The organism is Pseudochrobactrum algeriensis, assembly GCF_018436245.1.
Classification (GTDB): Bacteria; Pseudomonadota; Alphaproteobacteria; order Rhizobiales; family Rhizobiaceae; genus Pseudochrobactrum; species Pseudochrobactrum saccharolyticum.
Genome location: NZ_CP075361.1, coordinates 487,961 through 505,344, shown reverse-complemented (window position 1 = coordinate 505,344; position 17,384 = coordinate 487,961). Strand labels below are relative to the sequence as shown.

The 17,384-nt window shown below is 52.8% G+C and carries 17 protein-coding genes; 11 read left to right on the top strand and 6 right to left on the bottom strand.

The genetic code is table 11. The annotated features are described in order from the left end of the window. Positions 1–117 precede the first annotated feature (117 nt). A complete protein-coding gene (locus tag KHQ09_RS04425) occupies positions 118–798 on the bottom strand; it encodes a lysozyme inhibitor LprI family protein (RefSeq protein ID WP_213596580.1) in 681 nt (226 codons plus the stop codon). Between the two features lie 270 nt (positions 799–1,068). Here KHQ09_RS04425 and KHQ09_RS04420 point away from each other — a divergent pair, with 270 nt between their 5' ends. Both KHQ09_RS04420 and KHQ09_RS04415 read left to right on the top strand, forming a co-directional pair. After that, complete coding sequence (locus tag KHQ09_RS04420; protein ID WP_213596578.1) at positions 1,069–1,812, top strand: hypothetical protein; 744 nt, start codon at positions 1,069–1,071, stop codon at positions 1,810–1,812. A 135-nt stretch (positions 1,813–1,947) separates the two neighbouring features. Continuing rightward, the gene (locus tag KHQ09_RS04415) at positions 1,948–3,735 is read left to right on the top strand and encodes a monovalent cation:proton antiporter-2 (CPA2) family protein (protein WP_213596576.1); all 1,788 of its coding nucleotides are present in this window, start codon (positions 1,948–1,950) and stop codon (positions 3,733–3,735) included. A gap of 21 nt (positions 3,736–3,756) precedes the next feature. Here the strand turns inward: KHQ09_RS04415 and KHQ09_RS04410 are convergent, their stop codons facing one another. Then, entirely contained in the window at positions 3,757–4,470 is a 714-nt protein-coding gene (locus tag KHQ09_RS04410; RefSeq protein ID WP_213596574.1) for a DUF6683 family protein, read from the bottom strand. A 224-nt stretch (positions 4,471–4,694) separates the two neighbouring features. Here KHQ09_RS04410 and KHQ09_RS04405 point away from each other — a divergent pair, with 224 nt between their 5' ends. Both KHQ09_RS04405 and KHQ09_RS04400 read left to right on the top strand, forming a co-directional pair. Continuing rightward, the gene (locus tag KHQ09_RS04405; RefSeq protein WP_213596572.1) at positions 4,695–5,258 is read left to right on the top strand and encodes a hypothetical protein; all 564 of its coding nucleotides are present in this window, start codon (positions 4,695–4,697) and stop codon (positions 5,256–5,258) included. Between the two features lie 99 nt (positions 5,259–5,357). Next, complete coding sequence (locus KHQ09_RS04400) at positions 5,358–6,170, top strand: arginase family protein (RefSeq protein ID WP_213596570.1); 813 nt, start codon at positions 5,358–5,360, stop codon at positions 6,168–6,170. A gap of 34 nt (positions 6,171–6,204) precedes the next feature. Here the strand turns inward: KHQ09_RS04400 and KHQ09_RS04395 are convergent, their stop codons facing one another. From KHQ09_RS04395 to KHQ09_RS04380, 4 genes are read right to left on the bottom strand one after another with little or no spacing between them, the layout of a single operon-like run. Beyond that, positions 6,205–7,479, bottom strand: coding sequence for a F390 synthetase-related protein (locus KHQ09_RS04395; protein WP_213596568.1), 1,275 nt, complete (start codon positions 7,477–7,479; stop codon positions 6,205–6,207). Next, positions 7,476–8,336: an MBL fold metallo-hydrolase gene (locus KHQ09_RS04390; RefSeq protein WP_213596566.1), complete on the bottom strand. Its 861-nt coding sequence runs from the start codon at positions 8,334–8,336 to the stop codon at positions 7,476–7,478. The genes KHQ09_RS04395 and KHQ09_RS04390 overlap by 4 nt, the downstream gene beginning before the upstream one ends. Next, positions 8,320–9,297 (bottom strand): NAD-dependent epimerase/dehydratase family protein, encoded by a 978-nt coding sequence (locus KHQ09_RS04385; RefSeq protein WP_213596564.1) that lies wholly within the window; start codon positions 9,295–9,297, stop codon positions 8,320–8,322. The genes KHQ09_RS04390 and KHQ09_RS04385 overlap by 17 nt, the downstream gene beginning before the upstream one ends. Further along, on the bottom strand, positions 9,297–10,319 hold the full coding sequence (locus KHQ09_RS04380) for a 3-oxoacyl-[acyl-carrier-protein] synthase III C-terminal domain-containing protein (RefSeq protein ID WP_213596562.1): 1,023 nt from the start codon (positions 10,317–10,319) through the stop codon (positions 9,297–9,299). Before KHQ09_RS04380 ends, KHQ09_RS04385 begins: the two co-directional genes overlap by 1 nt. A 176-nt stretch (positions 10,320–10,495) precedes the next feature. On the opposite strand from KHQ09_RS04380, the gene KHQ09_RS04375 reads away from it, so the two are divergent. The 7 genes from KHQ09_RS04375 (at position 10,496) to KHQ09_RS04345 (ending at position 17,376) form a co-directional block, all read left to right on the top strand. After that, on the top strand, positions 10,496–11,116 hold the full coding sequence (locus KHQ09_RS04375; RefSeq protein ID WP_213596560.1) for a phosphatase PAP2 family protein: 621 nt from the start codon (positions 10,496–10,498) through the stop codon (positions 11,114–11,116). After that, on the top strand, positions 11,113–12,246 hold the full coding sequence (locus KHQ09_RS04370; protein WP_213596558.1) for a sterol desaturase family protein: 1,134 nt from the start codon (positions 11,113–11,115) through the stop codon (positions 12,244–12,246). The genes KHQ09_RS04375 and KHQ09_RS04370 overlap by 4 nt, the downstream gene beginning before the upstream one ends. Before the next feature lie 101 nt (positions 12,247–12,347). Then, positions 12,348–13,403, top strand: coding sequence for a LacI family DNA-binding transcriptional regulator (locus KHQ09_RS04365; protein WP_213596556.1), 1,056 nt, complete (start codon positions 12,348–12,350; stop codon positions 13,401–13,403). A 109-nt stretch (positions 13,404–13,512) separates the two neighbouring features. Then, entirely contained in the window at positions 13,513–14,529 is a 1,017-nt protein-coding gene (locus KHQ09_RS04360; protein WP_213599799.1) for an ABC transporter substrate-binding protein, read from the top strand. Positions 14,530–14,739: 210 nt separating this feature from the next. After that, positions 14,740–15,567: an ABC transporter permease gene (locus KHQ09_RS04355; protein WP_213596554.1), complete on the top strand. Its 828-nt coding sequence runs from the start codon at positions 14,740–14,742 to the stop codon at positions 15,565–15,567. Beyond that, positions 15,564–16,361: an ABC transporter permease gene (locus tag KHQ09_RS04350; RefSeq protein WP_213596552.1), complete on the top strand. Its 798-nt coding sequence runs from the start codon at positions 15,564–15,566 to the stop codon at positions 16,359–16,361. Before KHQ09_RS04355 ends, KHQ09_RS04350 begins: the two co-directional genes overlap by 4 nt. After that, entirely contained in the window at positions 16,354–17,376 is a 1,023-nt protein-coding gene (locus KHQ09_RS04345; RefSeq protein ID WP_213596550.1) for an ABC transporter ATP-binding protein, read from the top strand. Before KHQ09_RS04350 ends, KHQ09_RS04345 begins: the two co-directional genes overlap by 8 nt. Positions 17,377–17,384 lie beyond the last annotated feature (8 nt).

The window sequence follows — 17,384 nt, the reverse complement described above, 5'->3', positions numbered from 1 at the left end:
TCCGCATAAAAACAAACGGAGCGCTGATGATACTTCAGCGCTCCGCTTAGAGCATAATTTTAAAGTGCCAGAGCGAGTTTTGTGCGCCCCTTGTGCGTCCAACGGGGGCACGGAGCTTTAGTGTGCAGCACCGACATAGAAATATGTACCGGCCATTGCACCGTTCAAACCACAATAAGGCACTGTGCCGGAAGGCCCGTTTTCCGTGAGCTTCAAGACTGAACCTGCACGGGTCAGCTCTATCGTCCAGCCATTATCGACAGCAACTTTCCCTTTTGCTTCGCCGTCAGGCTCTACAACACCTTCAGCATTACATGTCCAATAGCCTGTGACCTGTTCCGTGCCATTACCGTCGAATGTAAGCTTGCCCGCTTTATCGGCAGAGATTGTGAGCAGCGCATTATTGTTACGCCACGTGCCCTGCAATCCCGCCGGAGGCAATGGTTCAACAGCACTGAGGATTTTCTCCCTGTTGGTCAGCGTAAACTCAAGCCGCTCCGTCAGCCTCTCCTGCGTTTGTGTGGTCAGAGTGAAAAGTTCATCTCTGTCTGCAATGAACTGTCGCTGATCATTCCTCAGGGCTGCGGCCGCTTCATTATCCAGCTTCTTCAGCAATTCCGCATAGGTTTTAGCAAGTTTCTTATCAGCTGCAGCAATCACCGCAGATGCACAAATAGCCTTCTCGGCATCACCGGATGCTTTTGCACAATCAAAGGAAGGCGCAGCCTGAGCCGTCATCAAACCTGCGGTTAAAGCCGCCAGCGCCCAGCCGGATTTATGCATCAAAGAAATCAGCATTATGAAAGCCTTTCAGTGCAAATATGAACCGGTCGTCAGACCGAATATCAACAACCTATACAAAAATGAATTTCCATAAAACCGCATCAGCGCATCACAATAGATTACACAATTTCATCAGCAACAATTTTGACATCGAAACAATAATTGCGAAATTATATCTTCCCGCAGTTTCTGTTGTTTCCTGTTGCGCCAGATATAAAAACAATGCTCTTTATGAGCCCCGTAAAATTTACGCCAACACAACAACATTATTGGAGTCGCGGTTATATGAGATATCGCAATATTACCCTCATTTGCGGTCTGGCTACTTTCCTCACCGTTCCGGCAGTTGCAGTCTCTGCTCAACCCTTGTTTGAAATTACAGCCGTAAACCGCGATGTCGTTCCCGCCGGTGTACCCGCAGCCTTTGAAGTTGCATTCCCTAAAGCTGCGCGCAGTGAGGCCAAAGTCACAGTAGGCGATGATAATTTCCTTTTTGTGCCTTTAGCGTTCATCCCGTTATCTGATACCCGTGTTGCCCTTGTAAGTACCGGTGCCAATGAATGCACCAGTCAGGCTTGCTCAGGTCTCAATGCTGTCCATTATCTGGACCATGATGCAGGCGAACCGCGATATCCCTATACATCTCAGGGTGAATGGCTGAATGTCGGTATGACAGGCGTTGTCGGCAATCCCGCAGACAGTTGGGGATGGAGCGCAGATATTACTGACGCGCCGGTTCTCTACACGGAAGGCGGTGGCGGCGGACAGGGACTTTTCTGTTCATTCGGCGTTCTGACCGAACTTGGCGCATCCGGTCCTGTTGAAATCGCACGCATCCCAGTCGCTTTCTCCGATGCCCGTGATGAAGCAACAGCCAAAGAAGTTACCGGCATGATTACTGCCGCTGAAAAGGGCAAGAGCATTACGGTTTCCTACAAGAGCGGATCAGAGAATTTTCAGGAAGTCTATAAGCGCGGCGCAGACGGGCGCTTCACCCTTGAAGGTCAGAGCCGCGTTCCTTCCTGCTAAAGCCTGACCGGATGAGAACACCCGCAAACCGGCCGGAGGGGATTTCCCCTTCGGCAATTATATTGACCGCAATACAAAAATAATGTCTTTTTATATAAGCAATACTTAAAATCCAACATTCGGAACGGAGCGTCTATGGCAGCAGAAGGGCTTGGACAAACACTCGGACCGGCAGTGGTACTTCTCGCAGCAGGTGTGGCGGCCGTACCGCTTTTTCGCAGACTTGGTCTGGGCTCTGTACTTGGCTATTTCGCTGCCGGAGCTCTTGTCGGACCATCCGTTCTGGGACTGTTTACCGACCCTGCCACAATTCTGCATTTCTCCGAGCTCGGCGTTGTCATGTTTCTCTTTGTCATCGGACTGGAGATGCGCCCAAGCAAACTCTGGACGATGCGGCATCAGATTTTTGGCCTTGGTCTGGCGCAGGTTCTCGGCTGTATTGCCCTGCTCAGCGGTGTCGGGATGCTTCTCGGTCTTGCGCCCGTCACAGCCCTGATCGCCGGAGCGGGTTTTGTCCTGTCTTCGACAGCCGTCATTATGTCCATGCTGCAGGAACGCGGTGAGATCGCGACGCCTGAGGGGCAAAAAGCCGTTTCCATTCTGCTGCTTGAAGATCTGATGATCGTGCCTCTGCTGGCACTGGTTGCTTTTCTTGCACCCCAGCAGCATGAGGCCAGCGGCCTGACCGGTATCGCAATTGCCGTCGGTGCCATTCTGCTGCTGATCGCCGTCGGGCGATGGTTGCTTGATCCGTTTTTTGCCTTGCTGGCGCGCGCCCGTGCCCGCGAAGTTCTGACTGCCGGTGCCCTGATTGTTGTGCTCGGCGCCGCATTGCTGATGGAAGCCAGCGGCCTTTCCATGGCAATGGGTGCCTTTCTGGCTGGCGTAATGCTTTCCGGATCGAGTTATCGCCACCAGATTGAAAGCGACATTGAGCCTTTTAAAGGGCTTTTAATGGGACTGTTTTTTCTTGCCGTCGGCATGTCGCTCGATCTCGGCATTGTCGCAACCGACTGGCCGACGATCCTTCTGTTTTTGATTGCCTATATTCTTACCAAAGCCGTCGGAATTTACAGTGTTGCACGGCTTTTCGGCTCCAGTCACCATCATTCACTGGAACGTACCCTGCTCTTTGCGCAGGGCGGTGAATTTGCTTTCGTGCTCTACACTTCAGCTTTCGGCAACGGCCTTATCGATGCCCGCGACAATGCGTTGTTTTCAACGGTGATTATCCTGTCTATGGCAGTCACGCCGCTGATCCTGCTGGCAGGCGCAAGATTTATGAAACAGGAAACCGCCTCCCTTGACGGCGTTGAGCCGGTTTGCAATCTGAAAGGCAGGGTTTTGCTGATCGGCTTCGGGCGTTTCGGACAGATTGCATCGCAATTGCTGCTGGCACATCAGACAGAAGTCGCCATCATTGAATCCGACCCGAACCGTATCCGTGAAGCGCAAAAATTCGGTTTCAGGATTTTCTATGGTGACGGCTCGCGGCTCGACATTTTGCATCATTCCGGCGCAGATGAAGCTGAAATCATTATGATCTGTATTGATGATCCCAAAGTGACCAATCACATTGTTGATCTGATTAAACAGCATTTTCCCGTTGCAAAACTTCTTGTACGGTCGTTTGACCGAACCCATTCCATTGAATTGCGCAAGGCCGGTGTTGATTTCGAATTGCGCGAAACCTTTGAATCCGCACTGCTTTTCGGTATGGAAGGGCTGCGCCAGCTCGGTCTTGATGACGAAAGCGCGGTTGATACGCTTTATGATATCCGCAGCCGCGATGCCAAACGCCTGACAGAACAGGTTCAGGGTGACATTTTTTCCGGACGCGAACAATTACTCACCGGCACTCCTGTGCCGGAACCGCTGACCCAACCGGCAAGGACAAGCACCGCAGAAGATACGCCTCAATAACCGTCAGCGTGGCTTCAGACTTCACCGGAAGCCCGCTGCGGTTATTTTCACTTCCCGCAGGTTCATATTCATCTGGTTTTGAAAACGGGCAACCGCCGCATCACTAAGACGGCGGATCATCACTTTCTCACCGCGTTTGAGCGCATCAATATAGGCCGCATGCTGGACAAGAAAATTCAGCATTGAGGTTTCTGCGAGTGCCTGACGCTCATCATTACCCAAACGCGCAAATCCCGGATTATTGCTCAAGGCCTGCCGGATCTGCTGCCGCACAGCACTCGCTTGCTGCTGGTTATTATCGCTGCCATTGGCCATCATCCAGTTCAGGATCAGATAGGCCGCAACGGCATCAACCACATCGCCGGAGCGAAATCCGTCTGCCTTGACGATACTGACCCAGCTGGCGACCGGATTACGTTTGCGGAAGATTTCCCGCACCTGTTGTCCAGCCTGACGTCCCGATGTTTTTTCCACGAAATCCGTAAATTGTCTTTGCACCCGTAATGATACAGCCGGAGATGCCCGATAGGTCGTGGAAACCGCTCTTTGCTTGCTTTTCCTTTGCGGTGCAGGACGCTCCCGCGCGGAGGGCATCATGTTGTCGCGCATGGACTGATGCATTTGCCCCAGAGCATCACTTGCCGCAAAATTCTGGAAAAGATAATCCTGCGCCATGCCGGAATTCGGCATTCCGAGGAACAGGATAACCGCCCAGCAGAGGCGTTTGCTACTCATGCAGTCTCTCCGTATCACGTTGAGGAAAGCTCAGAATATTCAGACCATGGTAGCAGATGATTTTTCTGTGTCCATAAAGTGGCCGAAGCTTCATAAAAGTCTGAGGCGACGTCTTTGATTAACGTCGGTTGAAACAATAAGTGTAATGTCACCACCGGAAAGCGCTGATATTGAATATTTCAGTCAATGGAACAATTTCACCTATTTCATGAGTTGAAACAGCTATGACAATCATTCGCAAAATACCGGTACTGAAAATCATTATTACAATTGCAACATTGTATAGTGCGCCGGTTTTTGCGGCCAATATCACATTGGACAGTTTCATCGGTGCAACAACCGATATCGATGCCGCAAAGCTTGAAAAACTGACCGTTGCGGTTGAAGCAAATCTGCCGGAAACAGCCAATCATTTGCAGAGCAATATTGGCGGGCGCAAAGCCCTGCAACAATACGCATCTGCTATGCTGTCACATGGGCAGGCAGAGCGTTTGGGCAAGCAATGGGCGGGGCTTATTGCGAATAGCGCTATGCTGGACAAGGCTGAGAAGAAAGACGGCAGCGTATGGTTTCCCCATGCAAAAGATGCCGGTTTCTTTGCCGGTGGCATTGCCGCAGCGCTCAGCCAATACCCTCAGGCGACCGGAAATTTCAGCACCGGAGCCGGTCTGACTGCACCGGCAGCAGGGCAGGATATTGCGGAATGGTTCTCCCAATCTGTATCTGCGCTGTCGCGTCCGGCGCGTGCTGCATTCGACCAATCCCTGCGTGCCGCTGCCGTGCACTGAATATGTTGTTCGGGGAAAAGTTTAAAGATGACAAATATTTATCCCGCTTATAGAAATGCGTAACAGCAAATTCCGTTACCATGAAAAGCGAGTCCGGATATGGCCTTCGACATCATTCTTTCTCAGGGCCGTATTGCCGACCGTACATCGGGCGCAATTCCCGGTGCCGCCCTCACCGCCGCAATGGTTGGGGAGCTCATCCCCGCAACGGTCACCACAGTCGGAACACCTTCACCGGCCAGAGAGGATGACTGGTCAGAGAGCCTGCCTCAGGCGCATGACACATTAACCGCAATCAGCAATGCTGTGGCAAACAGCCTTCGCCAAAACCGGATACCGGTTTTGCTTGCCAATACCTGTTCAGCAAGTCTCGCCAGTCTGCCTGTAGCTGCCCGCGAACGACCGGACAGTGTGGTTTTGTGGATCGACGCTCATGGCGATTTCAACACTCCTGCTACAACCGGCTCCGGCTATCTTGGCGGCATGGTAGTTGCTGCGGCCTGCGGCCTCTGGGACAGCGGCTCAGGCAGCGGCTTGCGGCCGGAACAGGTGATTATTGTCGGCGGACGGGACATTGATGATGAAGAAGCTGCATTGCTGCAAAAAGCCGGTGTCCGCGTTATTCCGCCATCAGAAGTAACGCCGGAAGCCATTATGAAAGCCACCGGCGATGCACCGGTCTGGATTCATGTTGACTGGGATGCGCTTGAACCGGGCTTTGTGCCTGCCGCTTATAAAGTGCAGCACGGCTTGCTGCCGGAACAACTCCGCGCATTATTTGCAGCGCTGCCGCGTGAGAAAATTGCAGGGATTGAACTTGCGGAATTTGAAGCATCGGACGACGATCAGGCCAATGCCGCAGCGCTCGGCATCCTGAAGGAGATTGTCACTCCTTTATTCACAAAAGGATAAATATCCAACCTGCTGGAGCTGCTCACAAGCAGTCTCAGGGCTTAGCGATGACACGCCGTCGCTTCTGATCATATTGCGTATGAATACCTGCATGAAAGCGCAGTTCCGGCAATTGCGCTTTCACTGACACAGCCTGTGCCGCCAAATTACGTGTCACTTCTGCACAGGCCTGCTCATAATCGGCCGCTTCCAGCCATATTTCCAGAAGTTGCTGCCCGTGCTGTACAGCCCGATAATCGCTGATACCCGCCCTGGCTGTCGCCACCGTCTGCCGGATAAGATCAGACGGGATCATACGCAATGTGCCGTCTGCTGTGTGCCAATAGAGAATATCATCGCAACGCCCCTCAATCCGCTTAAGACGAAGACTGGCGCAACCGCACGGACAAGGCTCATTATCGGGAATTAATATATCGTCGAGACGATATTTCAGCACCGGCTGTGTCTCGCGCGTCAGATCCGTGATGATTGGTGCAAAAGCCCCGCTGGCTTCATCAATTATATCACGCTCAATATGCATATAGGCTTCATTGAGATGCAGGTTACCGGCGCGGCAGGTCATGCCTAATACACCTTCCGTGCATTGATAGACCTGATCGACCCGCACGCCAAACACCGTTTCAATCGCGCTTTTGTCCTCCGGCGACAGCACTTCTGCCACGGAGATAATACAGCGCGGGGCGATATTGATTATCCGCTCTTTCTGCGCCTGTGCCAGCAAACCAAGAATTTGTGCCGGTGCGATCAGCACTGTGGGCTGCTGATCCGCAAGCCTTTGCAAATGGCTGTTAAATGATTGTAAAAGATCATAAAATTCAAAACTGATCAGCGCATTGCCCAGCCGCTCATAGAGCATATTATTGGCGCGCAGAAACAGAGACACACGCTGCCGCTGCAGGAATGACGGTGAAAAACGCCCCAGCATCAGCGCAGCCCATAATGCCCGCTCACGCTTGTTCGAGGCAAAAAGCCCGCGTTGTCCCGATGTGCCGGTAGAAAGCCCCACAGCAATATTGCGGATCATCGGTGCAAAATCACGCTCCTGCTCAGAGGTCAGCGCAATATGCAAAGCTTCTTCCTTCGTGATACCGACGGTGTTGATATCAGTAAAATGCTCCATCATCAGAGCTTTATTCATCAACGGCCAGTCAGACAGCGGCTTATCGGCATAAGGCGCATAAAAAGGAGAGCGCGGCATGATATTGCGGCGCAAATGCTGAAACGCCTTTTGCTGATGCTGCGCAATCGCCTCACGGGATGCAAAGCCCTTGCCATATCGGGCACGGAGAAAGACGGTAAGCGGGGTCATCCTCTCTCCCCGTGGCTGTTCAGAGGATAGGCTTCCATGCAATGCGAAGCCATAATCCGCACCTGCGGATTGGCCAGATGGAATGCGCGCAGCTTTGCAAAAGTCTCAAGAAAAGCATTGCGGTCGCCAAGACGGCGCAAAGTCATATCGGGCGGCAACCGGTTTTGTCTCAGTGCTTCAAGGCTCCAGATCGCATCTGCCACCAGAAAAATTGCGCCTAGTGTTGTGGCAGGCAGAAACAAACCTGTCTGACCGAAGCCATGCCCCGGAAGTTCCACAACCAGCGCGGACTGATCGCCCAGAAGATTATAGCCATTGCCGAAAGCCTCAAGCCCGTAAGTTGCAAGATTGACGCAAGGCAATGACTCGACGGCCTGTAAATTCAGAGATTTCAGCCTGTCGCGGATGAGCGCCGGACATCCCGCCTGTAAAGTCGCAAGACGTGGCGCGGCCAGTTTCTCAATCGCCTGACGCGATGTTATCACCGGCGGCATTACAGGCAGATCGAACAGGCCCGACACATGATCGGCATGAAGATGCGAAAGAAAAACAAGATCCGGTTGAGCAATGCCACGCTTTTGCAACTGTTTTGTCAGGCTGTCATCAGCATCAAAGGTTACGGGTGTCAGCCAGCGATAAATCCGCTCGGGGAAAGGTGTCGTTGCCTCTCCGAACAGCTTTCCATAACCCGTATCAAACAGAATTGTGCCGCGCACCGGATGGCGCAGCACTGCAATACCGGCAGGAAAACGCCCGATACACCACGGTGCACTGCGCTGCGTCATCGCCAGCGGCCCGTTGCAATAGCCGACATGAAAAGATGTAAAATCCAGAATGGTTTCAGAGATTGCCGGCATAATCTTTAATCCCGTCCTCAATCGCCACGGCCGGTCTGTATCCCAGTTCTTCCTGTGCTTTACTGATATCCAGTGTGAGACTGCGACCGAGCGAGGCCACTGCCTGACAGGTCAGCACCGGCTCGCGATCAGGTGCGAAAATGCGATGCAAAAATTCCAACCCTTTGGCCAGCCGCATGGCATTACCATAGGAAATATGAACTTCACGCGGATGAGCATTATTTAATGCACAGACCGCTGCCAGCAATTCCGAGAAACGGTAAGCCTTGCCGGACGTGATATTGAAAACCTCACCACACGCATTTTCACTGAAACCGGCCAGCGCCATAGCCTGCGCTGCGTCCGACACATGAGTAATATCGATCCGGCTTTGCCCGCCGCCGATCATAGGCACCCGCCCGCGGCGGATTGCCTGCAGTAAACGCGGCATCAGCGAGCGGTCACCGGTGCCGTAGATCGCTCTGGGACGTAAGGCACTGGTACGCATAGCTCCCTGCCGGTCTGCGGCAAGCACCAGACATTCCGCTTCATATTTGGTACGGGCATAATGACTGGGGAAATTTGCAGGCAATTCCGCATCTTCCGCCAGATTAAACCGGTCTTCTCCGTTGGCATAAATGCTCGGCGAGGATGCGAAGACAAACCGCGCCACATCCGCTTTGCGTGCAGCATCCAGCAGGCGCTGTGTCGCGGTTACATTGATCGCCTGAAAATCCTCCGCCTTGCCCCAGGCTGTTGAAAGAGCGGCGCAATGAAAGACAATATCAACCTGCTGAAAGGCTTGCACCGGATAATCGGCTCGTAAATCAAAAGGAATAAACTCAATCCCCTGCGCTTGCAGCAATTGACCGGCACGCGCATCACGCCCCTGTGCCAGAACCTGATGTCCCTGCGCAGACAGATATTTTGCCAGAGTGTTGCCGAGGCATCCTGTTGCCCCTGTCACAAGTATCTTTGCCATTAATACCGCAATATTGTTCCGCCGATAGAAATCCCTGCCGAAGTACCGGCAAGCAAGACCAGATCATTGCGCTTAAGCCGCTGTTCCGTCACCGCCATATGGAGTGCCATCGGAATGGATGTGGCGATCTGATTGCCGAAACGCGAAAATGTCTGGATAACCTTATCCGGATGAAGCCCGATCCGTGCCAGTCCGTGTGTCAGTGACGGGCCGCTCGCCTGATGAGGAATGATACAGTCAATATCAGCAATATTCAGCGCACCTTGCGCGAACAAACGCTTCAGAAACCGTGGCAGATAACGCGCTGTTACGCGGAAAGCCGCCTGCCCGTTCATGCGGAAATAAGAGGCATCCGCTGCTGCCACCGGATCAACTGCGGCTGATATTCGTGTGCCGCCACCAGCAAGCACACAGGCATCGCGCCCTTCCGAATAGGTTTCAAAATGGCTGGCAAGCAGACCTTCGCCATCGGCTGTTAGCACAACCGCTGCTGCACCATCACCAAAAATCGCGGCAACATCCGGCTCATTCCAGTCCAGACCGACTGAGGCAATATCTGCGGAAAAGATCAGCACATTGCGGGCAAGCCCCAGTTGAATTTTCATAGCGGCAAGATCAAGCGCCTGAATAAAACTGAGACAGGTTGCATTCACATCATAAGCTGCAATACCGGATTTCCCCAAACCCAGCCGGTGCTGAACCAGTGTGGCGGTTGAAGGAATAACCTGCTCCATAACCCCGCAGGCACCGAGGATAAGATCAAGCTCCTGCGGCGCAATACCGGCAGCGTCCAGTGCCTGCAAGGCGGCCTGCTCAGCCATGAAAGAACTGGTTTCCGCACCTTGCGCCACGTAGCGGACATTGAGGCCAAAGCGGTTTTCCACAGTACCGGACGGCCAGTCCAGCATCGCATCAATTTCCGTGGAGAGAACACATTTTTCAGGCAGATAAGCGCCGGTTCCTGCGATTTTCAACCCTGGTTTCAATCCGGGATTTCCCGCACCATTTTCAACGATGGCCATTGATACTCGCAATTAAATTATGGTGTTCCTTAACGGGGTCGCATGATAGCCGGTCTCCGTCAAGAGACGTTTTGTAACGGAGTTTAGTGACAATGACGGCAAAGTCAGGCTATTTAACGGGTCTGTGTTTCAGCGAAAGACCATGTTTCGCAGACGGGAAATGAGCGGGAGACCGGATGAATTCGCTGTATTTGCGCCTTTGGACTATGCTGACCGGCTGGGGTGCTGTCGGGCTGATTTACAGTCTGACCAGCAGTCAGGATCAGGCATCGGCCATCATGCTGCAACCGTCAGCGATTGATCTGTGGTTTGATTTCGACCCAAATGCTATCTGGCTATACTTGTCATTTTTCCCGCTGGTGGCGCTGGCATATCTGTTTTGCCCGCAAACACGGTTGGTCTGGCTGGCGAGATCCATGCAGCTTTCTGCCTTAGGCGCAGGGATCATTTTCACCTTCTGGCCGACAACAATGCAGTTTCCGCCGGTTACACAGGATACATTCAGCGCCTCGGTTCTGAAATTGCTGATCCAATATGATTCATTGCAGAACTGCCTGCCATCCTTGCATGTGACGCTCACAATACTGGCAGTCTGTGCGCTCTGGCAAAGAACGCATATTCTGCGCAGTACCGTTATAGCACTGTGGGGCGCAGCGATTACAGTGTCTATTCTGCAATTACATCGCCACCAATTCGTAGACCTGCTCGGCGGCGCGGCTCTGGCTATCTGCGCAGGCCTGCTCACTCAGCGGGTGCTGAATATCAGAGCGGAAATGGCTGTGAGGCGCGCCACATGATCGCTATTACCTTTCCGATTTTTCTGCTGATTATCCTTGTGCTTAGTGAAATGATTATCCTGAGCAAAACAGGCAAGGAAAAAGTCGACTGGCATGATGTGGTGTTCAACCTGAATTCCGGCCATCTGATGCTCTGGCTGTTTCGTGGTCTGGAACTTGCCTGTTATGGTTTTATTGTTGCAAATTTCAGCCTGAATATTGTGTCGGAGTGGTCACCGGTCTGGCTGTGGTTGTTTGCTATTCTGATGTGGGATTTCTGCTTTTACTGGCTGCATCGTCTGCATCATAAATTCGCGCTGCTCTGGGCTGTGCATGTGGTGCATCATCAGGGAGAGCATTTCAATCTGTCGCTGGCCGTGCGTAATTCATGGTATTCCTCCCTCGCCTCCATTCCTTTCTTTATTCCCATGGCACTGCTGGGCGTTCCGCTATCCGTCTTCATTACGGTTTCGGTGCTGCATTATGCAATCCAGCTGATGAACCACAGCGCTCTCACGCCAAGACTTGGTTTTCTGGAATATATTCTGGTCACACCGGCGCATCACCGCATCCATCATGTGGATGACAGAGCCTATTCGGACTCGAATTATGCAGGAAGTTTTGTGTTCTGGGACAGGCTGTTCGGCACCTATCGTCCGGATCTGCCTGAAACAGATTTCGCCTATGGCGTAAAAGGCAACAAATCTTCTCAGAACCCGTTTATTGCCAGCAATGAGCCTTTTCGCCAATATTTGCAGGCACGCAGAGAGAAGAAACAACAGAAAGCGCCGGATTTTGTCAGCTCAGGTTTTATCATCCTAAGCGGTGCTGTCATCCTGTTTGCACTCGTGACCGGCTATATCTGGCTCTATGGCTATCAGATCAGCCAATCTGTCACAGAACAGGCTTTGCTGTTCATTTTCCTCGCAACCGGCTCCATTGCTTTAGGCGGCATCAGCGAGGGCAGACAATGGGCAGTGCTAAGCTGGTTTGCGATTACATGGCTGATGCTGCTCAGTTTTGCCCTGTACTTTCAATGGCACGGCCTGTTCTGGATGATTTTTATGGCTGCCTTAGCCGCACATAGTACCGCAGTGTTATTCGGCTGGGGGCGCACGGCCGTAATCCACAGCGCTGATGCCCTGAAATAATCTCTGCAACCTATCCGGTAAAACATCCGTCTTAGTCGCATTGACTCTCCGGCGAAGAAGCCGTATCGAAAGATGATTAATCGTTTAATCAAGATCGTCTTATGTCCGATTCCCTGCAACCAAAACAAACGGTCAATCTTAGCGACGTCGCTAAGGCTCTTGGCGTGTCAGTTGCAACGGTGTCCAATGCCCTGTCCGGCAAAGGACGCGTATCGGCCAGTCTTATCTCCCGCATTAAAACCAAAGCTGCCCAGATGGGTTATGTCCCGAGCCATACAGGGCGGGCTTTACGTACAGGGCGCAACAGCGTACTGGGTCTGGTCTTGCCGGATATTGCCAATCCGCTGTTTCCACAAATCGCACAGGCGATTGAAGCGGCAGCGGCGGCTGCCGGTTATGGTATTCTGATTGCAGACTCGCGCGGCGACGTCAGCCTGCAGACTGAAGCGATTAACCGCCTGATTGAATATGGTGTCGATGGTCTGGTGATCGTACCGCGTCTTGGCACCCGCATTGCGGATCTGGACATTCCTGTCGCGGTGATCGACAGCCCTTCAACCCCCGGCAATACTGTTGCGGCGGATCACTGGCAGGGCGGCGAACTGGTGGGCCAGCATCTGCTGTCCGGCGGACACCGCAAAGTGCTGCTGATCGGTAAAAATCCGGCCTCTATCGTGCAGAATGACCGTTTGGGCGGTATTCGTGCAGGATTAGGCAGACAAACAGACATTGATGTTCTGTGGATCGAACATCACGAGGCTGAATTCGGCAAAGGCGCCCATCTCGGCCTGAATGAGAAAATTGCATCCGGCACAACGGCCATTGCCGCCGTGTCTGATGTGCATGCCCTGCGTGCGATGACCGAGCTGTATCACAGCGGTTACCGTGTGCCGGATGATGTCAGTGTTATTGGTTTTGATGACCTGTTCTGGGCTTCAGGCATTACGCCTGCGCTTTCCACCGTGCGCATGGATTTGCCGCGCATCGGTGAGATTGCCATTGCCTCACTGGTGCAAGCTATTGAGAGCAAAAGTGAAAACCGCAAAGGACCGGTGCCGACTTTCGGCACATCCCGTGTGCCAATGACACTGATTGCCCGCCAAACATGCCGTTCTATTCTGTCTGATCACTCATCAGAGCATTTCCAGTATCAATGAAAACATCAGAAATGCTCTGTCTCTTTGTTCTTATCGCATTATCCGGACGAAAAACCGGTTCCCACTTTTTCTGGAAATGCTCCAACTCCGCAAAAGGACTTTAAAAGTGCTGAAGAAACTCATCGCCGCATCCACCATGGCGCTTCTGACCACAGCGTCTTATGCCGCTGACAAGACCCTGACCATCTCGGTTTACGCTTTTGCGCAGGATGATTTCAAAGAAATCCTCTACAAGCCGTTTGAAGAAAAATGCGGCTGTAAACTGGTTGTTGAAACCGGCAACAGCGTAGAACGTCTGGCTAAAATGGAAGCCAACAAAGCCAGTCCTGTTGTGGATATGGCCGTTGTTTCCATGGCCGATGCGCTGCAGGCTTCCCGCGCCGGTCTGATCGACAAGATCGACACATCGAAGCTTTCCAACTTCGACAAGCTCTACGACATTGCCAAAGACCCGAACAAAGACGGCATGAGCGTTGGTTACACATTCTATGCGACCTCGATCGTTTACCGCACCGATAAGATGAAAATCGAGTCCTGGGCAGACCTGTTGAAGCCTGAATATGCACCGCATATTGCTTTCCCGAATGTGACCACCAATCAGGGTCCGACAGCGCTTTACATGCTGGAAAAATCCCTCGGCCATAATGAAGCTGATCTGAAAAACGCCATTGCTGCCGTTGGTGAAAAATCCGATGACATCGTGACTTTCTACGTCAAATCCTCGCAGCTCGTGCAGCTGATGCAGCAGGAAGAAATCTGGGCAGCACCAATCGGTCGTTTCTCCTGGGCACCTTTCACAAAGCTTGACCTGCCACTCGGCTGGGCAACACCGAAAGAAGGCCAGACCGGCGGCATGAATGTGATGGTCGTTGCCAAGGATTCCAAGAACCGTGATCTGGCTCTGGAATTCATGGATTTCTGGCTCTCCACTGAAATTCAGACCAAGATTGCTGAAAAGCTGGTCGACAGCCCTGCCAATAAAGAAGTCAAGGTTTCCGACGAAATTGCCGGCAACCTCACCATTGGCGAAGAAACCGCCAAAAGCCTTCAGCTCATTCCGTCCGATGTCGTTCTCGACAATCGCGACACATGGCTGAAAGAATGGAACGCCAAAATCGGCCAGTAATCCGGCCCAAATAACAGCAGCTGCCCGTAACATTTTCAGTTCACGGGCAGCTTTCTTTTTTGATGCATTATCCCGCCTCCGGTTAGAGCGCCGGGCGCCCTCTAGGGCGCACAAAGGTCGCTCTAATACACTATATTTACAGCATAATTCCTTAAACTGATTCAAGTTTAAGGAATTATGCTGTAGGCCACCTGTCTTATAGGAAAGCTTATGTTCAACAACCGCACCGAAGCCATGTGGCTGGCCTTGCCGGCAGCGCTTTTCGCGGCACTTGTCTTCCTCGTCCCTGTTATTCTTCTGCTGTCTGAAGGTTTCAGATCAACAGAAGGATGGACAATTGCCCCATGGATTGATTTCTTCTCCGAGCCGATGAACCGCACCGTGTTCTGGCGTACCCTGCGGCTGGGACTGGAAGTCACCGTTGTCGCTGCGATTATCGGCTATGCCACCGCATGGGCGATTGTCGGCCTGCCTGCCAATTCCAAAGGCCGGATGATCGGCCTGATCATGCTGCCGATGATGATCTCGCCGGTTGCCCGTACCTATGCGTGGATCGTTATTCTCGGCCGCACCGGTATTATCAATCAGGCCCTGCAGACTGTGGGCTTAAGCGATGCACCGCTGCGTATTCTGTTCACTGAAACCGCGATCTTCATCGGTCTGCTGCAGCTGTTTCTGCCGCTGATGGTGATCTCGCTGATCAGTGCGCTGGAAAACCTGCCGAAAGATGTCGTGCCTGCAGCCCGCGTGCTCGGTGCCAGCTGGTTTACAGTGTTCTGGAAAATCATTCTGCCGCTGACCAAAGAAGGTCTGGTTGTCGGCGGTACTCTGGTTTTCACCGGTTCGCTCACCGCCTATATCACACCGGCCATTCTCGGTGGTTCCAAGGTTCTGATGCTGGAAACACTGCTCTATCAGCATGTAACCGTATCCAATAATTTTGCTGCGGCCAGCGTTATCGCTCTCATTCTCGTCGTGATGAGTTTCGCCGCTAATATTCTTCTGAAGCGTATTGCGACAGTGAAGGGCAAAAAATGAACTCGAATTTGCTTTCACGGCTGATTAATCCGGCCAATCTGGTTCTCTGGCTAGTCATTGTCTTTCTGATCGGCCCGTTCCTCATCATCGTTGCCGCCTCTTTCTCGGCCGGTGACACACTGGCATTCCCGCCGCAGGGCTTCTCGCTGAAATGGGTCTATAAGGTCTTTACCATCGAGAGTTTCCAGCAGAGTTTCATCACCTCCATGGTTCTGGCGGTCGGCGGCACTCTGGTGGCTTTGGCACTCGGTGTACCGGCAGCCTATGCGATGGCACGCTATGACATGCCGTTTTCCGAAACCGTGCGCACAATCGTATCCTCACCGATCATTGTGCCGGGCATCATCGTCGGCTTAGCACTGCTGCGTTATTTCGTGGTGCCGGTTGGTATGTCCATCACGCTGGCGCTGTTTCTAGCGCATACAGCACTGGTGTTGCCTTATGCGGTGCGTGTGGTGTCTGCCAGCCTCAACAATCTGCGCTCAGACATGGAAGAAGCGGCTGTGCTGCTCGGCTGCTCGCGCGCCGGTGCGTTCTTCCGCGTAGTGATGCCGAATATCCGCGGCGGTATTCTTTCCGCTTTCATTCTCGGTTTTGTCACCAGCTTCAATCAGGTGCCGGTGTCGCTGTTCCTCTCCGGCGCCGGTGTGCGCACCCTGCCAATCGATATGCTGGGCTATATGGAAATTGTTTTTGACCCTTCCATCGCCGCCCTCTCCTCTCTGCTTGCTTTTCTGTCCATGGGCATTGTCCTTCTTGCAGAACGTTTCCTAGGATTCTCCCGCTATGTCTGATCAAGCCTTTCTTACTCTCGACCAGCTGACACTGCGTTACGGCAACACCACAGCCGTGGATAAGCTCAATCTCACAATCAACAAAGGTGAGTTGCTGGCGCTGCTCGGCCCTTCGGGCTGCGGTAAAACCACCACCATGCGTGCGATTGCAGGCCTGATGGATGTGGCAGGCGGTACTATCCGTCTTGACGACAAAGACATTACCCGCGTTGCCGCCAATAAACGCGAAATCGGGCTGGTGTTTCAGTCCTATGCACTGTTCCCGCATCTGACCGTGTTTGACAATGTTGCCTTTGGCCTCAAACTCAAAGGCATCAAAGGTGACGAACTGCGCCAGAAAGTTGAAAGCGGCCTGAAATCCGTTGGGCTGGCAAAATTTGCCGACCGCAAGCCGCCGGAATTGTCCGGTGGTCAGCAGCAGCGTGTTGCCCTTGCCCGCTCGATGGTGATGGAACCGAAAGTACTGTTACTCGATGAGCCGCTGTCCAATCTGGATGCACGTCTGCGTCTCGACATGCGTACTGAATTGCAGCGCGTGCAACAGGAAACCGGCGTCACCATGATCTTCGTGACCCACGATCAGGCGGAAGCTCTGGCGCTCGCCGACCGTATCGTGGTGATGCGTGCCGGTGCGATTGAACAGATCGGCACACCGGAAGAGATCTATAATCATCCGGCATCGCGCTTTGTGGCGGATTTTGTCGGCTTCGAGAATGTCTATGCAATCCGCGATGGCAAGCTCTATTCCGAAACTGGTGAAGTGCCGCTCAATGCACCACTGCCGAAAGCTGCCGGTCTGGCGTTCCGCCCGAAGATCGTCACGCTTGGTACCGGCCCGCTCAAAGGTATTGTGCGCGGCGCCGCATTTGCCGGTAACACCCGTGAATATGTGCTGGAAACACCATTCGGCTCAGTCAAAGCCGATGTTGATGCCGCTCTGCCTGCCTATGCACTGGGCGATGAGGTTGCCTTTGATCTGCCAATTGATCAGGCGGCAATTCTGGAACGGGAGTAAATTTCAGC

Excerpts from the sequence above, each read along its gene's own strand:
- KHQ09_RS04425 (WP_213596580.1), bottom strand. The coding sequence starts at position 798 with ATGCTGATTTCTTTGATGCATAAATCCGGCTGGGCGCTGGCGGCTTTA.
- KHQ09_RS04420 (WP_213596578.1), top strand. The coding sequence starts at position 1,069 with ATGAGATATCGCAATATTACCCTCATTTGCGGTCTGGCTACTTTCCTC.
- KHQ09_RS04415 (WP_213596576.1), top strand. The coding sequence starts at position 1,948 with ATGGCAGCAGAAGGGCTTGGACAAACACTCGGACCGGCAGTGGTACTT.
- KHQ09_RS04410 (WP_213596574.1), bottom strand. The coding sequence starts at position 4,470 with ATGAGTAGCAAACGCCTCTGCTGGGCGGTTATCCTGTTCCTCGGAATG.
- KHQ09_RS04405 (WP_213596572.1), top strand. The coding sequence starts at position 4,695 with ATGACAATCATTCGCAAAATACCGGTACTGAAAATCATTATTACAATT.
- KHQ09_RS04400 (WP_213596570.1), top strand. The coding sequence starts at position 5,358 with ATGGCCTTCGACATCATTCTTTCTCAGGGCCGTATTGCCGACCGTACA.
- KHQ09_RS04395 (WP_213596568.1), bottom strand. The coding sequence starts at position 7,479 with ATGACCCCGCTTACCGTCTTTCTCCGTGCCCGATATGGCAAGGGCTTT.
- KHQ09_RS04390 (WP_213596566.1), bottom strand. The coding sequence starts at position 8,336 with ATGCCGGCAATCTCTGAAACCATTCTGGATTTTACATCTTTTCATGTC.
- KHQ09_RS04385 (WP_213596564.1), bottom strand. The coding sequence starts at position 9,297 with ATGGCAAAGATACTTGTGACAGGGGCAACAGGATGCCTCGGCAACACT.
- KHQ09_RS04380 (WP_213596562.1), bottom strand. The coding sequence starts at position 10,319 with ATGGCCATCGTTGAAAATGGTGCGGGAAATCCCGGATTGAAACCAGGG.
- KHQ09_RS04375 (WP_213596560.1), top strand. The coding sequence starts at position 10,496 with ATGAATTCGCTGTATTTGCGCCTTTGGACTATGCTGACCGGCTGGGGT.
- KHQ09_RS04370 (WP_213596558.1), top strand. The coding sequence starts at position 11,113 with ATGATCGCTATTACCTTTCCGATTTTTCTGCTGATTATCCTTGTGCTT.
- KHQ09_RS04365 (WP_213596556.1), top strand. The coding sequence starts at position 12,348 with ATGTCCGATTCCCTGCAACCAAAACAAACGGTCAATCTTAGCGACGTC.
- KHQ09_RS04355 (WP_213596554.1), top strand. The coding sequence starts at position 14,740 with ATGTTCAACAACCGCACCGAAGCCATGTGGCTGGCCTTGCCGGCAGCG.
- KHQ09_RS04350 (WP_213596552.1), top strand. The coding sequence starts at position 15,564 with ATGAACTCGAATTTGCTTTCACGGCTGATTAATCCGGCCAATCTGGTT.
- KHQ09_RS04345 (WP_213596550.1), top strand. The coding sequence starts at position 16,354 with ATGTCTGATCAAGCCTTTCTTACTCTCGACCAGCTGACACTGCGTTAC.